This is a genomic window from Marinomonas lutimaris (genome assembly GCF_019426345.1).
Taxonomy (GTDB): Bacteria; Pseudomonadota; Gammaproteobacteria; order Pseudomonadales; family Marinomonadaceae; genus Marinomonas; species Marinomonas lutimaris.
On record NZ_JAHLLW010000009.1, the window covers coordinates 86758 to 112402 of the forward strand.

The 25645-nt window shown below is 44.0% G+C and carries 20 protein-coding genes; 9 read left to right on the forward strand and 11 right to left on the reverse strand.

Features of this window, described 5'->3' with window-relative positions:
- Positions 1–72: 72 nt before the first annotated feature.
- From KPL72_RS12175 to KPL72_RS12205, 7 genes are all read right to left on the reverse strand, one after another.
- Positions 73–486: an acyl-CoA thioesterase gene (locus tag KPL72_RS12175; protein ID WP_212918366.1), complete on the reverse strand. Its 414-nt coding sequence runs from the start codon at positions 484–486 to the stop codon at positions 73–75.
- A gap of 101 nt (positions 487–587) precedes the next feature.
- Complete coding sequence (locus tag KPL72_RS12180) at positions 588–1610, reverse strand: LacI family DNA-binding transcriptional regulator (RefSeq protein ID WP_219702965.1); 1023 nt, start codon at positions 1608–1610, stop codon at positions 588–590.
- Positions 1607–2242, reverse strand: coding sequence for a dual specificity protein phosphatase family protein (locus KPL72_RS12185; protein WP_219702966.1), 636 nt, complete (start codon positions 2240–2242; stop codon positions 1607–1609). The genes KPL72_RS12180 and KPL72_RS12185 overlap by 4 nt, the downstream gene beginning before the upstream one ends.
- A 32-nt stretch (positions 2243–2274) precedes the next feature.
- Positions 2275–3129 (reverse strand): inositol monophosphatase family protein, encoded by an 855-nt coding sequence (locus tag KPL72_RS12190; RefSeq protein ID WP_219702968.1) that lies wholly within the window; start codon positions 3127–3129, stop codon positions 2275–2277.
- 95 nt (positions 3130–3224) lie between these two features.
- Positions 3225–4343 (reverse strand): ABC transporter substrate-binding protein, encoded by a 1119-nt coding sequence (locus tag KPL72_RS12195; RefSeq protein WP_219702970.1) that lies wholly within the window; start codon positions 4341–4343, stop codon positions 3225–3227.
- A 23-nt stretch (positions 4344–4366) separates the two neighbouring features.
- Entirely contained in the window at positions 4367–5536 is a 1170-nt protein-coding gene (locus KPL72_RS12200) for an ABC transporter ATP-binding protein (RefSeq protein ID WP_219702971.1), read from the reverse strand.
- A 1-nt stretch (position 5537) separates the two neighbouring features.
- On the reverse strand, positions 5538–7367 hold the full coding sequence (locus tag KPL72_RS12205) for an ABC transporter permease (protein ID WP_219702973.1): 1830 nt from the start codon (positions 7365–7367) through the stop codon (positions 5538–5540).
- A 185-nt stretch (positions 7368–7552) separates the two neighbouring features.
- Between KPL72_RS12205 and KPL72_RS12210 the strand changes: the two genes are divergently transcribed.
- The 9 genes from KPL72_RS12210 (at position 7553) to rnk (ending at position 18137) form a co-directional block, all read left to right on the forward strand.
- Positions 7553–8152 (forward strand): pentapeptide repeat-containing protein, encoded by a 600-nt coding sequence (locus KPL72_RS12210; protein ID WP_219702974.1) that lies wholly within the window; start codon positions 7553–7555, stop codon positions 8150–8152.
- A 37-nt stretch (positions 8153–8189) separates the two neighbouring features.
- A complete protein-coding gene (locus tag KPL72_RS12215) occupies positions 8190–8729 on the forward strand; it encodes a hydrolase (RefSeq protein ID WP_219702975.1) in 540 nt (179 codons plus the stop codon).
- A gap of 89 nt (positions 8730–8818) precedes the next feature.
- Complete coding sequence (locus tag KPL72_RS12220; RefSeq protein WP_212918375.1) at positions 8819–9103, forward strand: hypothetical protein; 285 nt, start codon at positions 8819–8821, stop codon at positions 9101–9103.
- 98 nt (positions 9104–9201) lie between these two features.
- A complete protein-coding gene (locus KPL72_RS12225) occupies positions 9202–11607 on the forward strand; it encodes a zinc/cadmium/mercury/lead-transporting ATPase (RefSeq protein WP_219702976.1) in 2406 nt (801 codons plus the stop codon).
- A gap of 349 nt (positions 11608–11956) precedes the next feature.
- Positions 11957–13261 carry an L-fucose:H+ symporter permease gene (gene fucP, locus KPL72_RS12230; protein ID WP_219702977.1) on the forward strand — a complete coding sequence of 435 codons (1305 nt, stop codon included), beginning with the start codon at positions 11957–11959 and terminating at the stop codon, positions 13259–13261.
- Between the two features lie 116 nt (positions 13262–13377).
- A complete protein-coding gene (locus tag KPL72_RS12235) occupies positions 13378–14277 on the forward strand; it encodes a helix-turn-helix transcriptional regulator (RefSeq protein ID WP_219703057.1) in 900 nt (299 codons plus the stop codon).
- 117 nt (positions 14278–14394) lie between these two features.
- On the forward strand, positions 14395–15741 hold the full coding sequence (locus KPL72_RS12240) for an MFS transporter (protein WP_219702979.1): 1347 nt from the start codon (positions 14395–14397) through the stop codon (positions 15739–15741).
- A gap of 19 nt (positions 15742–15760) precedes the next feature.
- Complete coding sequence (locus tag KPL72_RS12245) at positions 15761–17422, forward strand: glycoside hydrolase family 3 protein (RefSeq protein WP_219702981.1); 1662 nt, start codon at positions 15761–15763, stop codon at positions 17420–17422.
- A 301-nt stretch (positions 17423–17723) separates the two neighbouring features.
- Positions 17724–18137, forward strand: a complete 414-nt coding sequence (rnk, locus tag KPL72_RS12250) for a nucleoside diphosphate kinase regulator (RefSeq protein ID WP_212918380.1) — start codon at positions 17724–17726, stop codon at positions 18135–18137.
- A gap of 110 nt (positions 18138–18247) precedes the next feature.
- Here rnk and KPL72_RS12255 read toward each other — a convergent pair whose 3' ends face one another.
- The 4 genes from KPL72_RS12255 to KPL72_RS12270 all read right to left on the reverse strand — a co-directional run bounded on the left by KPL72_RS12255 (position 18248) and on the right by KPL72_RS12270 (position 25641).
- Positions 18248–22249, reverse strand: coding sequence for a non-ribosomal peptide synthetase (locus tag KPL72_RS12255; protein ID WP_219702983.1), 4002 nt, complete (start codon positions 22247–22249; stop codon positions 18248–18250).
- A gap of 189 nt (positions 22250–22438) precedes the next feature.
- Positions 22439–23671, reverse strand: a complete 1233-nt coding sequence (locus KPL72_RS12260) for an MDR family MFS transporter (protein WP_219702985.1) — start codon at positions 23669–23671, stop codon at positions 22439–22441.
- A gap of 80 nt (positions 23672–23751) precedes the next feature.
- Positions 23752–24585, reverse strand: a complete 834-nt coding sequence (locus tag KPL72_RS12265; protein WP_212918383.1) for an ABC transporter ATP-binding protein — start codon at positions 24583–24585, stop codon at positions 23752–23754.
- Positions 24586–24588: 3 nt separating this feature from the next.
- The gene (locus tag KPL72_RS12270; protein ID WP_212918384.1) at positions 24589–25641 is read right to left on the reverse strand and encodes a FecCD family ABC transporter permease; all 1053 of its coding nucleotides are present in this window, start codon (positions 25639–25641) and stop codon (positions 24589–24591) included.
- Between the last annotated feature and the right edge of the window lie 4 nt (positions 25642–25645).

Consider the following 25645-nt stretch of genomic DNA (forward strand, 5'->3'; position numbering starts at 1 on the left):
GAAAATCAAGGTCTTCCATAATCTATACATGCTGTTGTCAGGTTATCTACAGTTAGCATGAAAAATACAGGGTTATTCAGATGAGGCAATGGCTTGTTCGATAGTGTGTTTAAGCTCATCAGGTAATGGAACCGCTGCTTTTAGTGTTTTAGAAAAGCAGACATAAGTGACGTCTGCTTCGGCCACAAGGCTTTGGTTTTTTGTGTTAAGAATGGTTTGCTTCATGGTAATGCTGCGATTGCCAATTTTAGCGTAGCGGGTTTGTACCTCAAGAAGATCTCCGAAACTGGCTTCGCTCCTAAAGTTGATGTTTATATTGACAACGGCCCACGCTAAGCCTTGTTCAATTAGCTCATTTCCAGCATTAAATTCATCAAAAAAAGCCCAGCGACCTTCTTCTAAAAACTCTAAATAACGAGCGTTATTGACGTGCTGAAAAAGGTCGATGTGATAACCGCGGACTTTTATTTTTGTTCTGTTGAGCATGACTATTCCCTCTTAAAAACTCGAACATAAAAGGTTACGGCTCTTTAAGAGGGAATCAAATAACAAAATCGCTCGATTTTACTAACAGAGAATTTGAATAGTCATAAAGCGCTTGGCCGCACAGAATGTCTCCAAACGGGTGGTGCATGGAAGGTTAAATGTTGCTTGTTACGCGCTTTGTCAGAGGCGTTTTCCAAGAGTTCTGAAATGGCATCGACCATAGCGCCTAATGGTTGTGAAAAAGTGGTGAGCTGGTAGCCAAGCCAACTTGCCTGTTCAATATCATCAAATCCGACAATGCAGATGTCTTCTGGAATTCTTAAACCAAACTCATTTTTAGCCACATCTATAAAACCACAGGCGATCAAATCAGTAACGCAAAAGACACCGTCAGGTCTCTCGCGTGAGGCTAATAAACGTCTTGCTGCGTCTACGCCAGTTTGGTAACTGGTTGGTCCTGTTCGCAACAAAATACAAGTTTGCTGAGCGTCTTCGGCGGCTTGAATAAAGAGTTTTTCACGAGTCAGTAAACTGGGGGATTGAATGGTCGACGAGACAACGGCAAGGTTTGTGCAGCCGGCTCTTAAAAGCATATGGTGTGCGTTGGCCATGGCGGATTGATAGTCGATACTGATGTGGTCTGTGCCTTCAAATTGGCCGGCACGGTTCACAAGGATAACTTGTTGGCCACTCTTTACGCAGGTTTCGATTAAGGTGGTTTGTGGTGTCCCGGATAAAACGATCGTTGCCGACGCGCGATAATTTAACGTTTGTCTTAATGCTGCATCTGCACTGGCTTCGCCGCCAGACGTATTGATCACCATCACAGCCTGGCCAGCTAATTGCAAACGCTGGGTGAGGGCATCGAGCAAGCTAGCTTGATAGGGTGCATTCAGGTTGGCACCAAGAATACAAACGGGGCGGCTTTTCTCGTTAGATAAGCCACGGGCAAGATGATTGACGTGGTAATTCAGTTCTGCAGCAGCCGCCAGTACACGCTCACGAGTGTCTTTGGAAACACTCGCACCTTGGGTAAAGGTGCGAGAAACAGCAGACCGAGAAACACCAGCGAGTTTGGCTACTTCTGCGGCGCTGGCGATATTTTTCGGTTGCTGGTTTTTCATGCTTTTCTCATATCCTGACCAAAGCCCGCGTCGCGTAGTAACTTTTCCATGCTGGCGGCACGTTCTGCTAGGTGAATTAAGGCGGGTTTTGGGGTTTCATACCATTCATCTGGGTGAAGCTCTCGTTTTTCCCGAATATGTGCAATGGCAGAATCCAGTGTCGGGTAACGATCTGGATATTCTAAATGCAAAAATAGGGCAACTATAGTGACTGAGCGGCTGCGTCCACCACGACAATTCACCAAAATATTGCCTTTTTCACGAACTTTATAAGAGGCTTTTTCAGGCAGTACTTGATCTAGAGCTGAACGCATTAAGTGATAACCTGCTAAAACCATGGACTCTGGGTTTCCTGGGCCATCGATCATGCCAATTTTGTAATATCGAACAGGCGCCCAACCATGTTTTAGTAAGTGTTCTGGTGGGTTAGGTTCTTGCGAATTTACAAGGTCAATATCTAGGTTTATCGCGCAGTTAAGCACTACTTTTATATTATGTTTTTTAAGAAGCTCTGCGTCTGCCACACTGGTAGAACCGCCAATGTAGATATCCACTCCCCAGCCAGGAATATTGCTTTCAATTAGGCTCATTGGTGGGCGAGGATAGCGTTTTTTTACTTTTTCGGTGGTCATAATTGTCTCTTTCATTGTATGGGGTCAACAGATTAGGCAGTCAGTCCAAACTGATTTTCTTTTCGGTTATGTGTCTTAGTGGACAGAGATATCATGGTGTCATTGGAAAACTGTTCCGCGACACCGGGGGCGACGGCTAGAATGGCTCCGCCATGGGCTATCTCTTCGTGGGTCTGAGGGTAAACGCCTGTTCGCCCGCCAGCTTCACGCACCATGAGTAATCCTGCTAAGCAATCCCATGCATTCATATGTGATTCAGCATAGCCATCAGTTCGACCTTCTGCTACCCAAGCCAATGCCAACGCGCCAGAGGCGCCACGTCGAATATTAGTACCGCTTGCCAAAAGAGAAGAAATGATTGCCAAGTAGACTTCTTGGGGAATCCGTGTAGACCATCCTAATTCAAAGGAGGAGCTATGGGTATCCGTTATAGTGGAAACACGCAGCGCCTGACCATTTTTGCTGACGTAATGGCCTTTGCGCGCTAAATACATTTCGTTTGTCGTAGGGTTGTAGATCGCACCAAGTAGTGTTTCGCCGTTATGAACAAAAGCAATGGAAATACAGAAATGATCGATGCCACGGGCGAAGTTAGCGGTGCCGTCAATCGGGTCAACTACCCAAAGCGAGGGATTCGATGTTGAGCCTCCTGTTTCTTCTCCAAGTAATCCATCTTCAGGAAAAAGGTTATAAATAGCTTGGCGAATGTGTTCTTCGACCAGAGCATCAGCTTCGGTCAAAAAGTCTTGTTGGCCCTTCAGTGTAAAATCGCCAGGTTGTCTGGCGCGATAGCTTTTTAGTGCTAATGCTCCTGCGCTTAGAATAATTGAGTGCAGGGCGGTTTCGCGCTTTTCTAGTTCGCTTTTTTTGATGTTGTTGGGTGTCAAGGAGGGATCCTTTTCTATTTGTTATATATAAATCAGTTGGGAAAAATTCGTCCCAACTGATTTCATTCTTAGTAATAGCTAGAGCCTTTTACTGCTTAATTTTTGAAGCTTAGGCTCCATAGGTCTTGCCAGTCTTGACGGCTTTCCCAGTCAGATTTTGCTGTAGAAGCATCGTATCCCATGATTTGGTCGCGGACTTTATCTATACCTGCTGGCTCGTTATCAGGTAGTTTAACGGTTTGGTTGGTGGACATTTTTCCATCAACACCCTGTGGCGCGATGCCTTCGGCTGTCATCATGTAATGAATAAATAATTTCGCGGCGTTAGGGCTTTTCGTTCCAGTGGTAATGAAGCCTAAACCTGGATAGCTCCAACCGCTAAATGGCACCATATCGGCACAAAGACCCAGCTTCATACCATTTTCGTTTTGACGAAATTTTGCCGCGCTCACCATGCCGACAAAACTGTCTTTCACATCTGGTGCGCCAACAGCGTTAGCGGCTTCTGTATCAGAACTAGTGACTAGTGGATGATTTTCTGCGAGGGCTTTTACAAAGGCTGCTGTGGCGCTGTCTTCACTGGTTTTTAATGGTTTTCCAAATTCTGCTTGATAGGCATCGGCCATGGCTTTGTCGTGGTGTGTGGCGAGCTGGTTAAACCAATCTGTGTAAGATGGTTTGCCAAGAGGGTCCTGCATGGCAACTTTGCCACGCCATTCTGGTTTAGTAAGTTGCCATACATTTGTTACTGGGCAGGTGTCATAAAGGCCTGTGTTATAAGCCCAAATATTGGGCGCTAAGACCACCGTAAGCGGGTTTTGGTAGGTCGCTGGAATATTAACGGCAAGGTCCGTAGGAACCCAGCTGGTGACATAGCCTTTTGATAGTAGCTGCTCCATGCCTGCAGGTGCATCGGCCAGAATGGCAACGTCGGCTTTCACATTGCCAGCTTTCGCTTCACGGCTGACAATCTCAAGTATCTGTGAGGCTTTTGCTTTAATCCCCGTTGCTTGGATGCCGTATTTTTTGCTGAAGGATTCCGCCTGTTTAACAATTTTCCCTGTGGAATCATACACAGTTAGCGGTGCTTCTTGTTTTGCGGCTACGATTAATGCTTGAAGATCAAATGTGTCGGCAGCGAAAGTCGAAGCCGCACCAAAAGTGGTTAGGCTAACAGTCAGTGCAAGAAGGCTTTTTTTCATCGGGAAGTTCATAACGGTTTCCTTTGTTGATTAGCTTATGCTTGTTTAGCGAGTGGTTGATTGGTGTGCTTTTGGTTGATTGACGCCGAGTTGAGCAGTAAATGGTTGTAATCGAGATCTGTTTCTGGAAGAACAAGGCGATTGTTTGCTTGATCAAAAAAGTGCAGTGACAACGTTGGCAAATAAGCATTTACTTGCTCTCCTTCTCGCCACTTTGGACGAGACTGAGTAGAGTGAAATAATCTGTCATCACCAAAACTCAGTTCAATCACCCAACTGCCCCCAGTAGGCATGATGTTTTCAATGGTCATTGGCAGCGTATTGGCGTTTGCCGTATCGGTCAGAATGATTTCTTCAGGACGGATCGCGCAGACGTTGGTGAATTCGTTGGTGGCGATTCTGCTTCGAATATGATTAGCAAGGCTGACTTGCTCTGCGGCAGAGGCTTTTAAATCAACAATATTTATTTTTGGGTTGCCAATAAATTCAGCCACAAAGCGATTGCATGGTTCGGCGTAAATTTCATCTGGCGTACCGATTTGTTGCAGCTGCCCTTTGTTCATGACTGCAATGGTGTTGGCCAGCGTCATGGCTTCCCATTGGTCGTGGCTGACAAAAATAATGGTGGTGCCAAAGGTTTGATGTAAGCGACGTAGCTCGGCGCGCATTTCTAGTCGCAGAGTCGCATCTAGGTTCGATAAAGGCTCGTCTAGTAGCAGAATACCAGGATTTACCGCCAGCATACGTGCCAAGGCAACACGTTGTTGCTGACCGCCAGACAATTGAGACGGATAACGATCGGCGTATTCAAGAATGCGTAACTTGCTCATCACATCCAAACAACGTTCTTTGCGTTCTTGGGCTGGTACTTTTTGTAAACGCAAACCAAAGTCCACATTGCGTTCCACTGTCATGTGGGGCCAAAGGGCATAGTTTTGAAATACAAAACCAATACGGCGCTGTTCCGGTGGAATAAAACAGGATTGGTGAACCGAATCGACCACCAAATCATCCACGGCAATTTCGCCGCTGGTGGAATGTTCGATACCGGCAATCATGCGTAAAATCGTCGTTTTGCCACAGCCCGATGGGCCGAGCAAACACATGAATTCGCCGTCTTCCACTGTCAGTGATACTTGGTCAACGGAAGGCTCAGTATTGCCGTCGTAGCATTTCGTTAGATTGGTTAATGAGATTGTAGGCATATTAATTCTCCAGACCTTGAGCCAAACCGGTACCAGAGATCTTTTGGATCAAGACGGTGCCAAGCCAAGCGATAAGTGCAATCATCAAGACCACCGCATTGGCGGCTTGGTCGTAGTTATAATCGAGTAAACGCAGTGAATAGGTGGTGAGAACATCCGTGGATGGAATCGCCAAAATAATGAATAGGCTGACGCCTTTAATACCGGAAATGAATGGCAACAGAATCCCCGTTGCCAACGGCCCAGCTTGTATTGGGATAATGATTTTAGTCATGCGGCTAAACCAGTTAGCACCAGCAATGCGTGCCGCTTCTTCCGGTTCTTTGCCTAACTGCGTCATGGCAGCGATACCAGATCGGCTGGCAAACGGCATTTTGGAAGCCACTAGAGCAATGATCAAAATGGCAGGCGTGCCGTATAGCGCTGGAATCGGGCCGCGAGCTACGGCGAATAAAGATAAAAACGCCGCCGCAAAGGCAATGCCGGGAACCAAATAAGGTAAGAAGGTAATCTGACGTAAGAAAGCGCCAACGCCTTTGAATGAGCAACGTAATACTGCATAACCCACTAACAACCCTAAGACGCCAGAGATCATTGAAGACGAGCCGACAATGACAATAGTGTTCCATGCGGCTTGCCAAAATTCTGGTGTTAGCAAGATGCCATTGCGTAGGGCAACCGTGTCTAAATTACTGCCAATCCAATAGTCAAAGGTGAAGTTCTCCAGTGTAAAACGGCCGGGCAAAATCATGATGGTGGATAAGAACAAGGTCAGTAATGGCAGAACTACTCCGATCAATACAAAAGCCCCCGCAAAGCCAGATGCTGGTAAACGCATACGGCCCAGTTTGCGCAGTCTGTCCATATTGCCTTTACCACCAACAGTGACGAAGCGCCGAGCCTCTTTCATCATGCGCACATCAATCAGTAAGGTAATCACACCGATGATCATAATCACGCCAGCAATGACCGCAGCCACGCCGTTTTGACGGGTGTCTAGCGCTCGATACAAACCCGTTGCTAAGGTGTCATAGCGCACAGGTAAACCTAAAATATAAGGCACTGCGAACTCGCCAATACAATCGGCAAATATCAATAAAGCGGCAGACATTAAGGCCGGGCGAATTAACGGCAGAACAATAGAAAAAGCGATGGTTCGAGATGGTGCACCAAGCACTCGAGCACTGTCTTCCATTTGTGAATCAAGGCGACGTAACGCATTGCCGACAATCAAGATGACCAAGGGCGTGTAATGCAAAACCAAGATGAAAACGATGGGGAAATAGCCGTAAGCCACGCTGTTTGAAGTGGTGATGCCTAAAGACTCTAGCCAGCCAGGTTGTCCGCCAACAGTACGGTTTTTAAAAATCGTCGTCCAAGCGAGAGCGAAGGTCCAAGTAGGTAACATAAAAGGCACAATCAGCGCCGTAGCGAACCAAGCTCGCCCCGCCATGTTGGTGCGATTGACCAACCAGGCTAGCACTACGCCAATACTCATAGAAAACACCACCGTACTGGCCGCAATGGCTAAGGTGTTATAGAGAGGTTGCCATAAGAGGATTTCAGAAATGCGTGAATACAGCGTTCGTACAATATAGTAAAAGGTGAAACTGCCTTCGTCTTGATGGGTTCTGGCTTCGTCTCCGGATTGCACGATAAAGGAATCCACGAGAATGGAGAGCACAGGTGCAAGAATCAAATAAGCAAAGAAAATAGCCAGAACAAGACCAATCAAATTGGCAGGCTCGTGTCGGGCAACAGCAAATGAATGCCTTGCGCGTCGCCAAATATTTGGCTTTTTTTGCTCTGCTGCGGTGAGCAAGATGGTCATAGGTTATTCCTTAGAAAAACATGTAATTTTCTAAACAATAATCTTCCTCTATGACAAACCGATGACATTTTGCACATATGTGCAAAAAAGTTTTTGCGAACGGTTTTTTAAGCTAAATAAGCTTATTAGATTGAGCACGCTGACATCTCTTGTTACTTTAGTTTTTCTAGTGACGGGAGAATGTAATGGAACATGTATTGCCGAACGATGAGGCTTTTTATGGTAAGACCTTTATGGATTTGTTGATGGAGCAGGGCAAGGTGAGTCGTAAGGTTTTTGAGTCTTGCGTATTTGAATCTTGCGATTTCAGCGAAGCCTTCTTTGATGCTTGTACTTTCAAAGATTGTCAGTTCCGTAAGTGCAAATTAACGGCAGTGAATGTGAGAAACAGCAAGTTCTCAGATGTCCAGTTTTATGAATCAAAAGTCTTGGGTGTGGATTGGACCAAAGCCTATTGGCGTGGCTTGGAGCTCGGTGCGCCGCTTTTTTTTAAAGAATGTCTGGTGAATGCCTCGTCGTTTTATGGCTTGAAACTATCAGGTGTCGTGTTTGAAGATTGCCGAGCGCATGACGTGGATTTTCGAGAAGCGACAATGTCTCGTGCGCGTTTTACTGGCACCGATTTAACCAACAGTTTGTTTGTGAACACGGATCTGACCGGCGCGGATTTTAACGGCGCGACCAACTACGATATTGATGTGAAAAAAAACACCATTAAAAATGCCACCTTTTGCCGATATGAAGCGGTAAGCTTACTGACATCGTTAGGGATTAAGTTGGTTTAAACACTGCGGATAACAATAAAAACAACAGGAGATGGAAATGTTAAGAAAAGACAAAACCGGTTTGGTCATTATCGACGTTCAAGGAAAGCTTGCCACTATTGTTCATGACAGCGAGGCGTTTATTGCCAATCTGGTCAAGTTAGTAAAAGCCGCTAAGTTATTGGGAATGCCAATTCTGTGGCTCGAACAAAACCCAGAAAAATTGGGCGCAACCCTACCGGAATTGCGCGAAGTGTTAGACATGGTTGAACCTATTGCTAAGTATTCTTTTAGCGCCTGTGGTGAGCCCATTTTTGTCGAGGCGATTAAAAAGGCCAAGATGAACACGTGGCTGATTACGGGTATTGAAGCACATATTTGTGTTTATCAGACGGCATTAGGCTTGTTGGATTTAGGTTATGACGTGGAATTGGTTAGCGATTGTGTATCATCTCGAACGATAGAGAACAAAGACATGGCGCTCGCCAAGTTAGCTCGTAAAGGCGCGGAAGTGACCAGCCTTGAAATGTGTTTGTTTGAATTGATTGGTGATTGTCGAGCGGATGAGTTTAGAGCGGCCCTTAGCTTAATTAAGTAAGTTAATTTATCTCGCAGTGCCTGCTTTGTGGTTTAATCCAGTAATAGTTTTCATTGAGACTCAATACCTTTCCCCTTTAGGCAGGCAGCATGAACATAGACAAATCGAAAAAACGTATCGCGAAGAAAGTAAAAATGGGTTTCAAAGGTTATCCGCAACTCTCCATTGCCTACTTTGGTGACACAGAAGAGATCGCCACAGAAGTGATTGTCACCTTTACTGCAGAAGAAGGTGCCGAGCCACAAGATCAGCGTTTTGTGGGCCAAAGCGATGTACGCGAAGACGAAGTGATTCAATCCGCCTTGGTAAAAATCATGGAACGCACAGATGCGAAAACAGTATTAGAAGTAGAAGGTGTTTCGATCAAGAGCTGAGGCTCTTTTTTTATTTAAATGATATGAAACTGGTGCTTGACCTTGGACTATTATCCAAGGTCTACACTCTCCTTATAGCTTAAAAACAGGAGAGACGTATGCATCATTCATCAGATCAACATAAAGAAAATTGCCAATCTCATTCTTCATGTCAGTGTCACCAAGCAAAAGACCATTCATCACACACACATCAAGAAACGAGCCGTTCTTGTTGCTCTACATCGAGTGAGGTTTCCTCTTGCTGCGCAAGCGAAGATAGTGGGAAAAAAGAAAGTTCTTGCTGTTCTTCCGATGACGAAGGCGACGCCAGTTGCTGTGTGCCCGCTGATACAAATGACGATGCCTCTTTAGCCCAAGCAACCGATAATCAGAATTATAGTTGGCGAGTTAGCGGAATGGATTGCGCCAGTTGTGCGCGTTCCATTGAGAAGGCGGTTACTTCTGTTGAAGGTGTAATAAGTGCCAATGTGGTTTTCTCTACTGAAAAACTTCGAGTGTCGGCGAATGCTGATGTGTCTGACAAAATTCAAAACGCTGTAAAAGGTATTGGCTTTGACTTAGTTTCTTTTGACGCCAGTGCTTCCAAGCAGCAGAGCCAAAAGCCTACCCACTCTGAACAACAAACGGCTTCATGGTTTTCGCGTCAGCAATTAACCGAATACGGTCCGATTGTAGCTTTGGCTGTGCTGATGTTATTGAGCTGGGCAATAACACAATTTAATCCTGTATTGGGTGAGACGGCGTTTATTGTTACCACCTTAGTTGGTTTAGTGCCAATCATGAAAAAGTCATGGCGAATGATACGCAGCGGTTCCCCGTTTGCCATTGAAACCTTGATGAGTGTTGCAGCGATAGGCGCGTTATTTATCGGTGCCACCGCAGAAGCGGCCATGGTGTTGTTGCTGTTTATGATTGGCGAGTGCTTGGAATCCTTTGCCGCAAATCGTGCGCGCAAGGGCGTCAGCGCCTTGATGGCCTTGCTGCCAGAAGAAGCCTTGATTATCAAAAATGGCGAGCGCCAAAAAATTGCCATTGCGGATTTACGTCCAGGAGACGAAATTGAAGTGTCGCCGGGTGAGCGCTTACCTGCGGATGCGGAACTCTTGTCCGAAATGGCGAGCTTCGATGAAAGCGCTTTGACTGGGGAATCTGTTCCTGTTGAGCGTTCGTCTGGTGAAAAAGTTCCCGCTGGCAGCTTGCTGGCAGATCGGGTGGTGCGGCTCAAAGTCGTGTCGCAACCCGGTAATAACGCCATAGATCGAATTTTACACCTGATTGAAGAAGCGGAAGAACGCAGAGCACCGCTTGAGCGTTTCTTAGATAAATTCAGCCGTATTTATACGCCAGTGATTATGCTGATTTCTGTCTTGGTGATCTTGATTCCGCCTCTGGCTTTCGCTCAACCTTGGGATACGTGGATTTATCGCGGCTTGGCTTTGTTATTGATTGGCTGTCCTTGTGCCTTGGTAATTTCGACACCTGCGGCAATTACGTCTGGTTTGGCAGCGGCGACTCGTCGTGGTGCCTTGATTAAAGGCGGATTGGCGTTAGAGCAATTAGGCCGAATCAAAACCATCGCCTTTGATAAAACCGGTACGCTAACCGAAGGTAAACCAAGTGTGACAGATGTGGTGCCTTTTAATAATGCAAATGTGAGTGATGTATTGTCGGCCGCAGCGTCGGTTGAAATGGGTTCCCATCATCCATTGGCTAAGGCTATTGTGGATTACACCGAGCATCAAGGTGTTGCTCTCGTTCATGCTGATAATCGCAAGACCTTGGCGGGTGTTGGTGTAGAAGGGGATTTTGAAGGTAGAAAAATCAAAATCAGCTCACCAATTAAGTTAGAGCAAGCGTTAGATGATTCTATTCAACAGCAAGTTATTGGCTTGGAAGAAGAGGGTAAAACGGTCGTTGTTGTACTTGAAGATGGCGAACTTTCTGGCTTGATCGCGTTGCGGGATAGATTACGCGATGACGCTAAAGCCGCGCTTAAAGACTTAGCCGATTTGGGTATTAATGGTGTGATGTTAACCGGTGATAATGCCCGTGCCGCTGCGGCCATTGCTGCCGAATTGAACATAGATTATCGAGCGGATTTATTACCAGAAGACAAAGTTACGGCGGTCACTGAATTGAATCAACAGCAGGCGACAGCCATGGTGGGCGATGGTATTAATGACGCTCCAGCGATGAAAGCATCTACCATAGGCATTGCGATGGGAAGCGGCACAGATGTCGCCTTAGAAACGGCAGATGCGGCATTGACGCATAATCGCTTGCAAGGCTTGGCTGAGATGATTCGTTTGTCTCGTGCGACCAATGCTAATATTCGTCAGAATATCACCATAGCTTTAGGCCTGAAGGCGGTGTTTTTGGTCACTACGTTACTGGGTATAACTGGGTTGTGGCTTGCCGTATTGGCGGACTCTGGCGCGACCGCGTTGGTCACTGCGAATGCCTTGCGATTGCTGCGTAAAAAACAGTTGGATAGGGATAATTAGCAAGTATCAGAATGACTTAGGGGGATTAAAAATGAACCCTAAGTCATGAATATTTCATTTATGTTAATGAAATGGGTAAGAAAAAATTAATCCACTTACAAAGTACTAAGTTTTGTTCTGCAAGCGCATTTTTATAGAAAGTTGGTGGTAGGATTTCGCACCTTGTGTTTGATGTTGGTCGTGGAAAGGGCACTTTTGGTGGTTTTAAATCAACCAAGTTAATGCCCAAACTGCGGTTAGCCTATATCAATGTCTGATGGTGGCGAGGTGTTTTTAGTCTGTCTATTTGAGAACAGATAGCAAGCACGTCCTATCATCCAACTATAAAATAATAGATGTTGTTTGCTTTATGAAAAATCAAAATACAGCTCCAGAAAAATCCTTATCTGCTCCGTTCGTTTATCCGAACATGAAAATTGCGTTTATCTTATTGATTACCTGTTTTGCTGCATGGGGCGTTGCCGCCAACATGACAGATCCTTTGGTGAAAGTGTTTAGCAAAATTTTTACCATGAGTACGTTTGAATCGGCTTTAGTGCAGTTCGCGTATTATGGTGCGTATTTCTGTTTGGCGATTCCTGCGGCGTTTATCAATGCTCGTTACTCTTATAAAGCGGGTGTGTTGACAGGCTTGGGCTTGGCTATTTTGGGTGCCTTGGCTTTTTATCCTGCCAGTATTTCGATGACATATGGCTTCTTTTTGGCTGCTTTGTTTATTTTGGCGGCGGGCTTGTCTATTTTAGAAACCTCGGCGAATCCTTTTGTGATGACCATGGGGCCAGAAGGCAGTGCTGCACGTCGTTTGAACTTAGCTCAAGCATTTAATCCAGTTGGCACCAACATAGGTGTATTTCTTGCTGCGACATTGATTCTTCCTAATCTAAACACAGCTTCAGCCGAAGAAAGAGCTAGCATGGCGCCAGAAATGCTACTGAGCATTCGTGCGGATGAATTAAACAGCGTGATGACGCCTTATGTTGGTATGGCGTTTGTGTTGATGATTATCTGGGCGCTTATCTATTTTATGCGTATCCCTAAATCGGCCAATAAGGTCAATGTTGATGAAGTACAGAAGATTGATTTTGTGGCGACACTGGGACGCTTGCTCGCTAGAAAACAATACCGCTGGGGCGTGGTTGCACAGTTCTTCAACGTGGCAGCGCAAACTTGTACTTGGACCTTTACCATTCAATACGTACAAGAAACTCTAGGTGGCACCGAAGCCAGCGCGTCTGATTATCTCCAGTACAGTTTGATCATTTTCTTGATCTCGCGCTTTGTGATGACTTGGTTGATGGGCTTTTTCCGTCCCGCTGTGTTGCTAAGTATCTTGGCTTTATTGGGTAGCGCTTTGTGCCTTTATGCTGTGATGGTGCCAGATGTAACTGGTGTTTGGGCTATCGTGTCTATTTCTGCCTGTTTATCTTTGATGTTCCCAACGATCTACAGCATCGCGTTAGACGGTCTTGGTAGCGACACGAAATTTGGCTCTGCGGGTTTAGTAATGGCTATCTTAGGTGGCGCAGTAATGCCTTTGGTTCAAGGGGCTACTATTGATGAATACGGCGCGATTATTTCTTATGTGGTGCCAGCGGCGTGTTTCCTTGTGGTAGCCGCTTACGGCATGTTTTCGGTGAAAAATACCAGCGTTTAATCCCAATAAAAAATGTGAATGAAAGGGCCTCGCGACATGCGGGGCCTTTTTTTGCCTGTGACTTTGTGCATTAACTTCCTTATCATTCGTTAAGCGATTAAGGGTGTTAGTTTGTGATGTATTTATTGAATAGAGCGGAAATATTAGAAGAAGAAAGCCGAATATTTGCTCATTGCGTGACTCAGTGTGATTTACACCATCATGATGCCCATGAATGCTTATGGGTGGTAAAAGGTCGAATTCGAGTTCAGGTGATGGATGAAATACTGCTGCTGCAGGAAGGCGATGTTTTGTTTATTAATAAAGCGTTGCCTCATGCGACTCAATCGACCGAGGAAGATAATCTCGTTCTTTGTTTGCAATATAACTTTGTTGGAGTGGCGCTAGATACTTCCCCAATAAAAAACTGGAGTCTAGTTCAGAAGAATATGTTGCCTGAAATTAAACGACTAATGGCGCATTTGTGGTGGGAGCAGCACTATAAAGCGGATCATTGGCAACAAGCGCAAGCCAGTTTTCTTGCTCAACTTGGTTTGCTGTTTGTTCGTTATTTTCCTTCAATTAATGCAATTAAAACGGACTCTCTGGAATCTACGTTATTGATGAATGATCTTTTGCGTCAGATAACCTTGCGCTACCAAGAACATATTTCTTTATCCTTGCTTGCCGAGGAGCGTGGGCTGTCGGAAGCCTATTTAAGCCGCTATTTTAAAGCCAAAGTAGGTGAGACTTTTTTACGCTATTTGACGCTTTATCGATTAGAAAAAAGTTTGTCAGACTTAGCTCAGAAACCTAAAAAAGCCATATCAGATATCGCTTTAGACCACGGTTTTCCTTCTGTAAAAGCGTTTAATACAGCCTTTCGTCGAGAATACGATTGTACGCCAACGGAGTTTCGCCTTAAGCGGGAAAGCATAACTTTGGTGAATGTTGGCCAGGCTTATGCAGGCGTCGATTTAGTGCTTTTGAAGCAGCGAATTGTGCCGTGGTTGGATAAGTCTTTTTTGTATCTCTAATGATAGTGGTTTTGGTGATGTCAAAAAACGGCTAATGGAGAGGTCAAAAATCGGATAGCACGTTTCAGATTAATTCCCATAATGAAACCAAACAATAAATACAAAAAAGGTTTTATTATGAAAAAGTTGTCGTTCTTCGATAAAGTGAGTTATGGCTTTGGTGACTTAGCCAGTAATGTGGTGTTCACAGCGGTTGGCACCTATCTGATGTTTTTCTATACCGATGTGTTCGGAATTTCTGCGGCTCTGGTCGGAACTTTGTTTTTTGTTACCCGAATGTGGGACGCTATATCCGACCCAATAATGGGAATGATAGGTGACAGAACTAAAACACGCTTTGGTAAATTTCGCCCTTACTTGCTTTATGTTCCTATTCCTTTAGCGATTGTCGCTGTGCTTACTTTTACCACACCGGATTTGGACGATTCTGGTAAGATCATCTGGGCATTTGTGACCTACATTTTATTGATGACGCTTTACACTGCTATCAATATTCCATATTCCTCCTTGCCTGCAACCATATCAGATAGCCCTGTTGAGCGTGGTCAGATGGCATCATTCCGCATGGTGTTAGCTTTTACCGGAGCATTGCTTGTCAATGCTGGCACCTTGCCGCTGGTTGAATTTTTCGGCAATGGCAATAAACAACAGGGCTTTCAATATACCATGATGTTACTAAGTACCATTATGGTCGTGATGTTCTGGCTGTGTTTCTCTCGTGCCAAAGAGCGCGTTCCTATGATCAAACAGCGTTCATCTTTGAAAGATGATTTTGCTGTGGTGATTAAAAATCGCGCTTGGTGGGTTACCATTTTAATGGGTATTCCGTTGTTTACGTTTACTATCATGCCTTTTGCTGTCGGCATGTATTACTTTACTTATATTGTTGGTGATGCCAGTAAAGCTGGTATGTTTTTTACTATGGCTAGTCTGGGGATGATTGCAGGGGCAGCCTTGATGTCTCAGCTAGTTAAGCGTTTCTCTAAGCGTAACTTAGTGATAGCAGGTGCGTTGTTGAGTATGTGCTTGATTGGCAATCTATACTGGATTGATCCATCCGATGTCTATCTAATCTACGCGATTATCTTTTTCAATCAGTTGTCGAAAGGTATTGCCGCTTCATCATTATGGGGATTGGTCGCTGATACTGCGGATTATGTTGAGTGGAAATCGGGCCGACGAGTGGTTGGTTTGTCGACCAGTTCGGCCACTTTTTCTCATAAATTCGGTATGGGATTAAGCGGAGCTTTGGTTGGAATAGGTTTGAGCTTTGCAGGTTATCAAGCGGGCGTTGAGCAAACGGCAGAATCCATGCAGATGATTTTACTTTTCATGAGTTTGATTCCTGCTTTTGGTGCTGGTTGTATTGCCTTTATCGCTTACTTCTATCCGATTACACAAGAAATAGAAGGCACTATGCAATCCGAATTGCGAGTGGCACGTGAAGCAAACCAAGCAAATTAAGGGATACTGAGGTTTTTTTATGAATGAGCTATTTCGTAAAGCACCATTTTTTTTAGATGATGAAGCTCTTATTTGGGTGAATGAAACATATTCAAAGCTAACGCTAGAGCAAAAAGTAGGGCAGTTGTTTAATCTTATTGTGAGAGTAAACTCCGCAGAAGAATTGTCTCTTATTGATTCGATTCAACCTGGTGCGGTGACTAAGTTTGTCGGGCACGATCTTGATACCGAAGTAAAGATGATGAATCAATTACGTCGCCATTCTACTGTTCCTCTTTTGGTGAGTGGTGATCTTGAAGGCGGAGGTATGAGTTTTTCGTTTGGTGCTCAAGTGCCTAATCAACTTGGCCTTGCTGGATTGAAAGACGAGAGTGCGGTGGAATACTGTACTAACGTGATAGCACAAGAAGCAAAGTTGCTGGGAATTAATTGGTCATTTACACCGGTTGTCGATATTAATGCTAAGTTTCGTAGTGCCGTCGTAGGAACACGCTCTTACGGTAGTGACGTGAATATTATTGAAACCATGAGCTGTTCTAATATCAATACATTCCAAAAAAATGGCATAGCGGCAACGGCTAAACATTGGCCTGGCGAAGGTTTTGATGATCGAGACCAGCACCTAGTAACAACTGTTAATCCGCTGACTATGCCTGAATGGGAAGAGCGTTACGGACGGCTTTATCGCAGTGCGATTGATAGCAATGTGATGTCTATCATGTCGGCACATATTGCGTTGCCTGAGTATGCTAAGGCTCATGAGGAAAATCCTGAAGAGTGGTGGCGCCCAGCCAGTGTGAGTAAATTGCTCAATAAGCAGCTATTGCGTGATGAACTGGGGTTTAATGGTTTAATTGTGTCAGATGCGTCTGTTATGGCCGGACTGAGTAGCTGGGCAAAACGTGAAGATGTGGTCGCTGAGATCATCGAAAATGGTTGCGACATGCTGCTGTTTTGTAAGGATCCAGTTGAAGATTACGCCTATATGCTCAACGCCGTGCGTGAAGGTCGAGTGTCGGAAGCGCGATTAGAGCAATCTGTCATGCGAATCTTAGCAATGAACGCCGCTTTGGGGTTGCAGCACAAACAGGAAGAAATCAATGCCGATAAATTTAACGCATTATTGGCTTCAGATTATGCCGATAATATTCCTGAGTTAAACCGTCGTACTGTGCATTTGGTGAAAAATCGCCATGATATTTTGCCAATCAGTCCAGCGAAACACAAACGCGTTTTAGTGATATCAACAGGAATCAAAAACATTTTTGTGCCTGAAGCTATACCACTTCATGTACCTAAAATGTTGGAAGATGAAGGCTTTGAAGTCACTGTGTTTGAAGCCGGAATGGCATTGGATACGAAAAACTATGATTGGGTGCTTTACCTAAGTGCAGATGAATCTATGTTGGTGAAGTCGCATATTTATATTGATTGGATGGCTTTGCATGAAGGCTTTGGTAACGCCATGTTCCGCCCTTGGGTAGATATTCCGGCTGTGATGGTTTCCTTTGGGCATCCTTATTTTTTATACGATGCACCGAAAATACCGGCTTATATTAATGCTTATAGCCCTTTATTAGAGGTTCAAAAGGCTGTCGTTGATGGTTTGTTGGGGCGAATGAATTTTAATACTGATGCCGCGATAGATCCTTTTTGTGGGTTAGAGCAACTGCGTTATTGATCGATAATTGGTTTGATGAAAAAAGCGAGTGTGTTTGGTGCACATAAGCTCTTTTTTGTTTGCTGACTTTGTCTTCTAACTCGCTTATGATGGTCTATTGTGGTGCAAAACCACCGCACGAATTGGAAAGAGCGAGTGTTATAAAAAAACAAGGAAGGTTTCTTGCCAGAGCAAATTTCCCTTCCTTTATACTGTTTTACACACTGAAAAAATTCTGAATCAAGTCGTAGGTAACATGTTTATCTGCGGCTTTTTTCTATTTTAAGTAATGGGTTAGGCCAAGAGAAAGAAAAGGTAGATTATGATGCAAAGACCGCAAATAACCATTTCATCATTAGATGCTGAGAGACTTGAGAAGATACTGGATTCATTAAGTTATTCCCAATTTCCCAACAAGGATGATTTACAGGAGGAAATTAATCGCGCCGACATTGTTGAGCCGCGAGAGATGCCTAACAATATTGTGACGATGAATTCGACTGTTACTTTTAAGGTTTTATCTTCTGGCAAGGCGTTTTCAAAAACCTTGGTATACCCAAAAGATGCTAATGGCGCAGAGGATACGGTGTCGGTTTTAGCGCCAGTTGGCAGTGCATTACTTGGTCTAAAAGAAGGTGATCAAATTGATTGGCCTAAGCCAAATGGCGATATGCTGTCTGTTACCATTGTTAAGGTGGATTATCAGCCTGAACGTGCTGGTGAGTTCCAGCGCTAGAGGTATTGCTTAGATTCAGCTTTTGTTAATAAAAAAATAGCCCCTTTGTGAAGTGACCCCAATAGTTGGACAACCAATTTTGGGGGCTATTTTTATATCTATTATGTAATTTAGTTTGAAGTCTTTTCAGTCGACTTTAATAAGTGTTCTTTGATTATTGGGCCAATGATATTGAGAGGATCAGAGTCCAGCATGTCTTGATGTTTGCAAGGGATGCTGTGAGTTTCTATATTGCCAGTAATTCTTGATGCCCAAGCATTGGATTGATGCTCGAGAATATTTCCCATTGAACCATTAGCACTTTCTTCTGCAACAAAAAACAGTAAACCTGTATCAACCTTCCCAGGTTTAAAGCGACCGGCGAGCGCTAAGTTGTTTTCGATGATAATTTGAACTCTGTCCATAATATCTGCTTGGCTTTTTTGGATATCTTGAACCACTGACATGGAAGAATCGTCATAATCTCGCCATAACAATGACGCTAATTCTTCTTTGTTAATCGGCAGTTTTTCCAATGTACTGAGATCATAACCAAGGAAGAGTAGGGCTGCCCTGACAATATCTGCTTCGTTTTTGGGTTGCTGGTAGTCTAGTTTGTATGGGTAGCTGTCTAACATACATAAAAAGGATACACTTTCCCTTTCAGTTTGTAGTTTTTCTGCAATCGCATGAGCAACCAGACCGCCAAATGACCAACCTAGAAGGCGATACGGCCCTTTTGGTTGTACGCGTTTGATTTGCAATAAGTACTCTTCCGCCATGTCTTCTATGGATTCTGGCAAACGTGCTGTATGGCGCAGCCCTGTTGCTTGTAAGCCAAATACAGGTGTTGATTTGGATAAATGACGTAATAGCCCTGCGTATCCCCAAGAAAGCCCAAGTGCTGGATGAATACAAAATAATGGCGAATCCGTACCGCTTGATTTAATGGGAAGCATGCTAAGCATAGGGTCCCAATCTTCGCTACGACTCAAGTAATCAGAAAGGTCGGCGATAGTTGAGGCTTTAAATAAAACGCCTAAGGGGACTTCAATCAATAAGTTTTTCTGAATGTGATTCAATATTCTTGTGGCGGAGATGGAATCACCGCCAATTTCAAAGAAATTATCTCGGATGCCAACAAGAGTAAGCCCAAGAGTTTCGGCCCACAAATTGGTGAGCATTTCCTCGAGCTGGTTTCTTGGTGCCTCATAACTATTAGATGCTTGCCAAGTCGGAAGGGGTAAGGCCTTACGGTTCACTTTTCCGTTTGGAGTGAGCGGCATTTCATTGAGCAGCATGAAGTGTGCTGGGACCATATAGTCAGGAAGAGCATTGATCAACTGGCGACGTAGTTCACTGGTGTCTAGATTTGCGTCTACTGGGATAACATAGGCAACTAGCTGTTTGTCTCCATTGGGTGATGTTTGCGCTACGACAATCGCTTGAATGACTTCTCGACATGCGAGCAAAGCGGATTCTATGTCACCAATTTCAATACGGAAGCCGCGGATTTTAATTTGATGGTCGTCGCGGCCTTGGTACTCCAATAATCCATCTTGGCGCCAACGAGCTTTGTCTCCTGTAATGTATAGGCGGCTGCCCTCTTTGCCGTATGGATTTGAGATAAAGCGTTCGTTTGTTAAGTCTGGTCGTTGGTAATAGCCTAGAGCTAAACCATCACCAGCAATGTATAGGTCGCCTGTTACACCTACTGGAACAGGTTCCATTGCGTGGTCTAAAACATACATTTGAGTATTTAGAAGCGGTCTGCCAATTGGAGGGTGACGAAGGTCTGTTTGCTTAATAAGCGGCATAATACTCGACCAGATCGTTGTCTCAGTGGGACCATAAAGGTTTACCACTGGGTGACCTAGATTCGACATGGTTTGAGCAAGTTGCCCAGGTAACGCTTCGCCGCCAACCAAAGGTCGAATGCCTTTTAGTTCATTGTTATAGGTTGGTAATAATGCCTGCCAAAGAGACGGTGTAGCTTGGAGCAAGGTTACGCCTTCTTGGACAGCGAGCTCTGTTAAAGCTTGTGGGTCTCGAACGGTTTTCCTATCAGCAATCACTACGGATGCTCCAACTGTCATTGGTAAGAACAATTCAAGAATAGAAATATCGAATGAAATGGTGGTAACAGCTAAGAACTTATCTTGGCTTGTAAGATTGAGTTCGTTTTGCATGGCGTATAAGAAATTCATCAAGGCGCCATGTGGGATTTCTACTCCTTTTGGTCGACCCGTAGAACCCGAGGTATAAATAACATAGGCTGAACTGTTTCCTGAAATAGCTAACTCAGTAGGATGCGAAACACTTTTGTCTAAAGAGATATCAGAATGTGGGTCGTCAATCAGAATTATCGGTGTAGCGACTGTAGGTAACTGTCCAATAGCACCATGGCAGCTGAGTATTAATTTAGGATTAGCATCTTCCACTATGCTACGAAGACGATCTTCTGGAAAGTCTGGGTCCAGTGGTAAATACGCAGCCCCAGCTTTTAGTGTGCCGAGTAAAGCAACTAACATGTCTGTATTTCGCATTAGTGCAATAGCGACTAAATCACCAGCGCAAACTTGCTCTTTTATTAGCTTGTTCGCCCATGCATTAGACAAGGCATCAAGTTCTGAATAGGTTAATGTACTTTGCTCAGAAGAAACTGCAATGGATGTCGGATTGCTGATTACTTGAGCATTAAATGCTTCAACCACGGACTGTTGTGGAATAGGGCAAGCAGTATTGTTCCATGTATGCAGAATTTTATGACGTTCATTTTCCGATAATAGTGCTGCTTTACTGATAGGGTTGGCGGGAGCTAATATCATTCCATCTATAAGGCGTTCAAACTGTTCTAAATGGTTTTCTAGTTCTTGTTCTGTGTAACGCGTAGGGTTGGCATCGAACTCTACTTTTAAGCCATTATTATCATGTCTGTCGAAGATAAAGACGGTGAGATCGTCGATTAAGGCGTTACTTAAATTGTGCAGTGAAGTCGAGCAGTCACCGAATGCTAGGTTATAGTCAAAAGGTTCAATATTGACGCCTAATGAGGCAATTTGCTGTCCAGCAGACATTAAACCCAGCTCACGTTTTAGATCTTCATAACGATATTGTTGATGGCGCAGGGCTCTAAGTACTACTTTAGACACTTGTGTTATTAATTCTTCTAGCGTGATTTCAGTTGATAAGCTTAAGCGTATAGGAACGGCGTTAGCCATCATTCCTGGTGTGCTACGTTGTAAGCGTTGTGTTCTTGCTGTCACTGGCATTGCAAAAACTAAATCATTTGCTCCTGTCATGCGATAAAAATACGCGGCAACTAGAGCAATAAGTGTTTGTGGCAGACTAGCATTAACAGTTTGTCCAACTATGGCTAGTTTATCTGTTAATTCTTGCGATAAATGAAGCGCTTTACGTAACTGACTTGTCTGATTTGATAGGTCAATTCGTTGAGAAAGAGATGTCGTCTCAGGTAAGTTGATCAGGTTTTCTAGCCAATATTGACGATCTTTTTTGTAGCGTTTGGAGGATTTATAGACGTTTTCACTTTCGATAAGCTCTGCTAGAGAGCCAAAGGGGTTTGGGCCAGTATCTCGATTATCTAACAGAGCATTGTAAATTTCAGCGAGCCTTAAGGTAAGTAAATTCCCTCCAAAACCATCGAGTGCAACGTGATGGCAGCGCTGATACCAGTAGTAATGATGTTCATCGATTTTAATTAAAGCGCTACGCCACAATATATCGCCGGGGTTGGTGAGCGGCTGCATCATGTCGTCCGTCATCCATGTCATTGCTGTTTGAAGAGGACTTTCCGTAGAGCTGAAGTCCAATAACGAGAAATGACCTTCATCTATTTGATGGACTATTTGGAAGATTTTGTCGTCTTCTTCGACGATTTGGCTGCGTATACAATCAGCTTCGCTGATAAGCTGTTTAATAGCAGAAGTAAAGTGGACTATGTCAACGAATCCTTTAATTTCGACGTATTCGGCAACATTAAAAGCTGTATCTTTAGGGGCTAGTTTTTGGGCTATCCATTGCCCACGTTGAGCAGTCGAAAGGGGAAATGCAAATGATTGTTTAGAAATAGGCTCTTTTGAACCATAGCAATTGTTATGACTTTTAATCATTTGTCTGCTCCTGCAAAAACGTAATCCATGTGTATTTAGTGATCATTTTATACTAAATATTTACTTAAAATAACATAAGTCTATTCTATAATTAAGTATATTAAGAAAACTTTACATATATATGAATATATCGCTTGAATAAAGTTTATTTTTTAGACTAAGTGAGGCTTTAGGGTAGGGCGTTTAGCGTTAAAAGGTGAGATTTTGATTTTTTATATGATTGGTCACTTGTAAAAAAAGTAATGCGCCAGATAAGGCTCCAAATCCTGCAAGCCCTAGCCAAATCCAACCGTGGTCTATATTAGTCGAAGACAGTAGCCAGCCTGTGCCGATGTTGCCTATAAAGGCGTACAGTCCACCGACGCAAGAATACAAACCATAATGGCTTCCTAATTCTTTTGGTGGGCAAAACTTAGGGACATAAGCGCCTAACAGCGGAAACACCAGCATAGAACCAAGGCTAAAAAAGACAGCGCAAATTATGAAAGGCAATGCTGGTATCCAAGGTAAGCTGAGATTGAGCCAAAGATAGCTGGAGCCCATAATTGCCATACCCAACCCAATGCCCCGTGCTGTACTCAAGTGCGACTCCACGAATCGGCTCACAGGCATTTGCATTAATACGCCCAAAATGGAGGATGTTGCGAAAACCCAAGTAATAATGCTCACATCTTGAGTGACTACACGGATTTCATGAGGAATGGCAATGTATAGTTGATGAAACAGTAAGTGGTAAACGGAAGAGCACAAGACAAATTGCATAAAGGCTTTGTGTGTAAGCATTTGCCCCCATTGTTTCCAAAACTTTGAGTGGGCATGTGTGGTGTTTCTTTGTGATGCCAATTCAGGTAAATAACGCCATTGAATAACGAGTAGTAAGGTAAATAATCCTGCAGAAACGACACCAACTAAAGCGAAACCAACGTAGAGTAGAGACAAGCCCACTAACGGCCCCAGTAACATTCCGGCTTCAGACATTAGGCTTTGCAACGCAAAAACCTTATCTCTGGATTTTTGCTCTTGATACTCAGATGCTAAATAAGCTTGGCTGCTCGGTGTAAAAAGAGCACCTGCAAAACCAGAGAAAAATGCACCTAACATTAAAATAGGAACAGTTTGCCCAACGCCTAATAAGGTAAAGCCAATAATACGAACCGCACAGCCTAATAAAATTAAGCGTTTGTAGCCTAATCTGTCACCTAAAGTCCCACCGACTAAAAACATGCCTTGCTGGCTTAATACTCTCAGCCCAATGATTGCGCCAACATACCAACCGCTGATGCCCAAATTATGCTGTAAATGATCAGCCAGATAGGGCAGCAACATGTAAAAGCCAAGATTGAATGTAAAACCGTTTATCACCAATACTCGTCCCGCAGGAGAAAGTAATTGCCAATCTTTTATCAAGAGTTTCGAAAACATGATGTAGTTAATTTAAGCCTTAATAAAATAATAGTGTGCAGCAGGTGTTTGGCTGTTGAAGTTTGTTTTGACTAGAGTGCTCAGATAACACCTTCAGCGACTTTTATTGTTTGTTCTTTTGGTTCTTTGTTTTTGATGGAGACTGAGCGATTACTTCGGATGGTGCGTACAAAAGGAATGCCAGTAGCGTCTTTTGTAATATCGGCATCAACGTTATACACATTTTTCACTAGCGATGGCGTGAGTATGTCATTTGGGTGACCGTTGGCGATTAGCTTGCCATTTTTAAGAACCAGCAGATTGTCAGCATATTGAGCGGCAAGATTCAGGTCGTGAAGCACCATGATGGTGATCCAGCCCTGTTCTTTTGTTTGAGTATCTAAATGGTCAAGAAGGACGTGCTGAAAATGCAGATCCAATGCGCTTACGGGTTCGTCTAACATAAGTATTTTGGGTTTACGCATTAAAGCTTGAGCAAATAAAATCATCTGGCACTGACCACCGCTGAGTTTATTGACTGGACGATCTGCTAGGTGCAAGAGACCAATTTTATCAAGAGCGGATAAGGCTTCTTTAATAACGCTATCATCTAATCGAAAGCCTAGTGCGTTTAATTGCCCAAGTAGAACCACCTCTAAAACGCTTAGTTCCACATCAAGACGGATGTCTTGTGGCATGTAACCGAACTGTTTTCGCCAACGAGATAACTGTTTACGTTGTAAGGTCTCGTTTGCGAACGATATCTTACCCGATTTGGCATGGATGTCGCCAAATATGGTTTTTAATAAAGTGCTTTTCCCCGTGCCATTAGGCCCAATAATGACGTTGACCTTGCCAGGTTCTAAGTGAAAAGACATGTCCTTCGCCAGCACAAGGTCATCTAAGATAACATTAAGGTTATTTACATACAGCATCGGTTAGCGCCTTTTACCTAAAATTAACCAGAAGAAGAAGGGCACGCCTATGATGGCAGTGACAATGCCAATAGGAAAGAGTGCACCAGGCACGATCACTTTAGACAATACTGACGCACTAGAGAGTAAAAAGGCCCCGATGATAAACGACAGAGGTAAGAAAAAACGCTGGTCTTCTCCAACCAACATCTTAGCGATATTGGGTGCCACAATGCCGACAAAGCCAATAATACCAACAAAACTGGTAACTGTTGCCGTCATAACGGCAACGATCAATAAAGTTCGTAACCTGAGTTGAGTGATATTAACACCAAGACTTTTAGCTCTTTCTTCACCTAAGCGTAATGCGGTTAGCTTCCATGCATCGCGTATTAAAAAGAACATACAGACGACAGTAACACCGATAATAATAGAAAGATTAGACCAAGAGGCTTTTGATAAGCTGCCGAAGAGCCAAAATAGGATCTGTTGGCTCAGTTCTGGCGAAGAAATAAATTGTACAAGCGATAATAAAGATTGAAACAGGAATAATAGCGCAATCCCTGCCAATATCAGTTGTCCTGAGCTAATGTGCCTCATGGTTGCCAGCGCAAATAAAAATGTTGCTGCTAGCATGCAGCAAACAAAGGCTCCTAGCGGAACGGCAATATTGGTATTAAGTCCTAATGAGCCAAAATACAACATCATGGCAGCACCGAATCCCGCCGCTGCCGCCATACCTAATGTGTATGGGCTTGCCATAGAGTTATTGAGTAAGGTCTGCATTTCCGCACCACCAACACCCAATACGCCACCGACAACCACCGCCATGATGGCAATGGGAAGGCGTAAGTTAGACACAATGACCTGAGTTGTAGGATCCACGTCTACCGGAAAGCCAATCAGGCTGAGTAGAGCATTGGCAACATCTTTTACGTTTAGTAAAGATGGGCCGGTCGCGACATCTAATACAAAAGACAAGACAAGAATGATTAATAGGATGCTGATAACTGACCAACGACGCTTTTCGCTGCGTCGTTGGCTTGAGACCGCATCAGAGATTAAGTCTGATTGCATAGGT

Coding starts and splice junctions, on each gene's coding strand:
- KPL72_RS12175 (WP_212918366.1), bottom strand. CDS start 486: ATGCTCAACAGAACAAAAATAAAAGTCCGCGGTTATCACATCGACCTT.
- KPL72_RS12210 (WP_219702974.1), top strand. CDS start 7,553: ATGGAACATGTATTGCCGAACGATGAGGCTTTTTATGGTAAGACCTTT.
- KPL72_RS12255 (WP_219702983.1), bottom strand. CDS start 22,249: ATGATTAAAAGTCATAACAATTGCTATGGTTCAAAAGAGCCTATTTCT.
- KPL72_RS12240 (WP_219702979.1), top strand. CDS start 14,395: ATGAAAAAGTTGTCGTTCTTCGATAAAGTGAGTTATGGCTTTGGTGAC.
- KPL72_RS12205 (WP_219702973.1), bottom strand. CDS start 7,367: ATGACCATCTTGCTCACCGCAGCAGAGCAAAAAAAGCCAAATATTTGG.
- rnk (WP_212918380.1), top strand. CDS start 17,724: ATGATGCAAAGACCGCAAATAACCATTTCATCATTAGATGCTGAGAGA.
- KPL72_RS12225 (WP_219702976.1), top strand. CDS start 9,202: ATGCATCATTCATCAGATCAACATAAAGAAAATTGCCAATCTCATTCT.
- KPL72_RS12185 (WP_219702966.1), bottom strand. CDS start 2,242: ATGACCACCGAAAAAGTAAAAAAACGCTATCCTCGCCCACCAATGAGC.
- fucP (WP_219702977.1), top strand. CDS start 11,957: ATGAAAAATCAAAATACAGCTCCAGAAAAATCCTTATCTGCTCCGTTC.
- KPL72_RS12180 (WP_219702965.1), bottom strand. CDS start 1,610: ATGAAAAACCAGCAACCGAAAAATATCGCCAGCGCCGCAGAAGTAGCC.
- KPL72_RS12245 (WP_219702981.1), top strand. CDS start 15,761: ATGAATGAGCTATTTCGTAAAGCACCATTTTTTTTAGATGATGAAGCT.
- KPL72_RS12195 (WP_219702970.1), bottom strand. CDS start 4,343: ATGAACTTCCCGATGAAAAAAAGCCTTCTTGCACTGACTGTTAGCCTA.
- KPL72_RS12200 (WP_219702971.1), bottom strand. CDS start 5,536: ATGCCTACAATCTCATTAACCAATCTAACGAAATGCTACGACGGCAAT.
- KPL72_RS12215 (WP_219702975.1), top strand. CDS start 8,190: ATGTTAAGAAAAGACAAAACCGGTTTGGTCATTATCGACGTTCAAGGA.
- KPL72_RS12265 (WP_212918383.1), bottom strand. CDS start 24,585: ATGCTGTATGTAAATAACCTTAATGTTATCTTAGATGACCTTGTGCTG.
- KPL72_RS12260 (WP_219702985.1), bottom strand. CDS start 23,671: ATGTTTTCGAAACTCTTGATAAAAGATTGGCAATTACTTTCTCCTGCG.
- KPL72_RS12235 (WP_219703057.1), top strand. CDS start 13,378: ATGTATTTATTGAATAGAGCGGAAATATTAGAAGAAGAAAGCCGAATA.
- KPL72_RS12270 (WP_212918384.1), bottom strand. CDS start 25,641: ATGCAATCAGACTTAATCTCTGATGCGGTCTCAAGCCAACGACGCAGC.
- KPL72_RS12220 (WP_212918375.1), top strand. CDS start 8,819: ATGAACATAGACAAATCGAAAAAACGTATCGCGAAGAAAGTAAAAATG.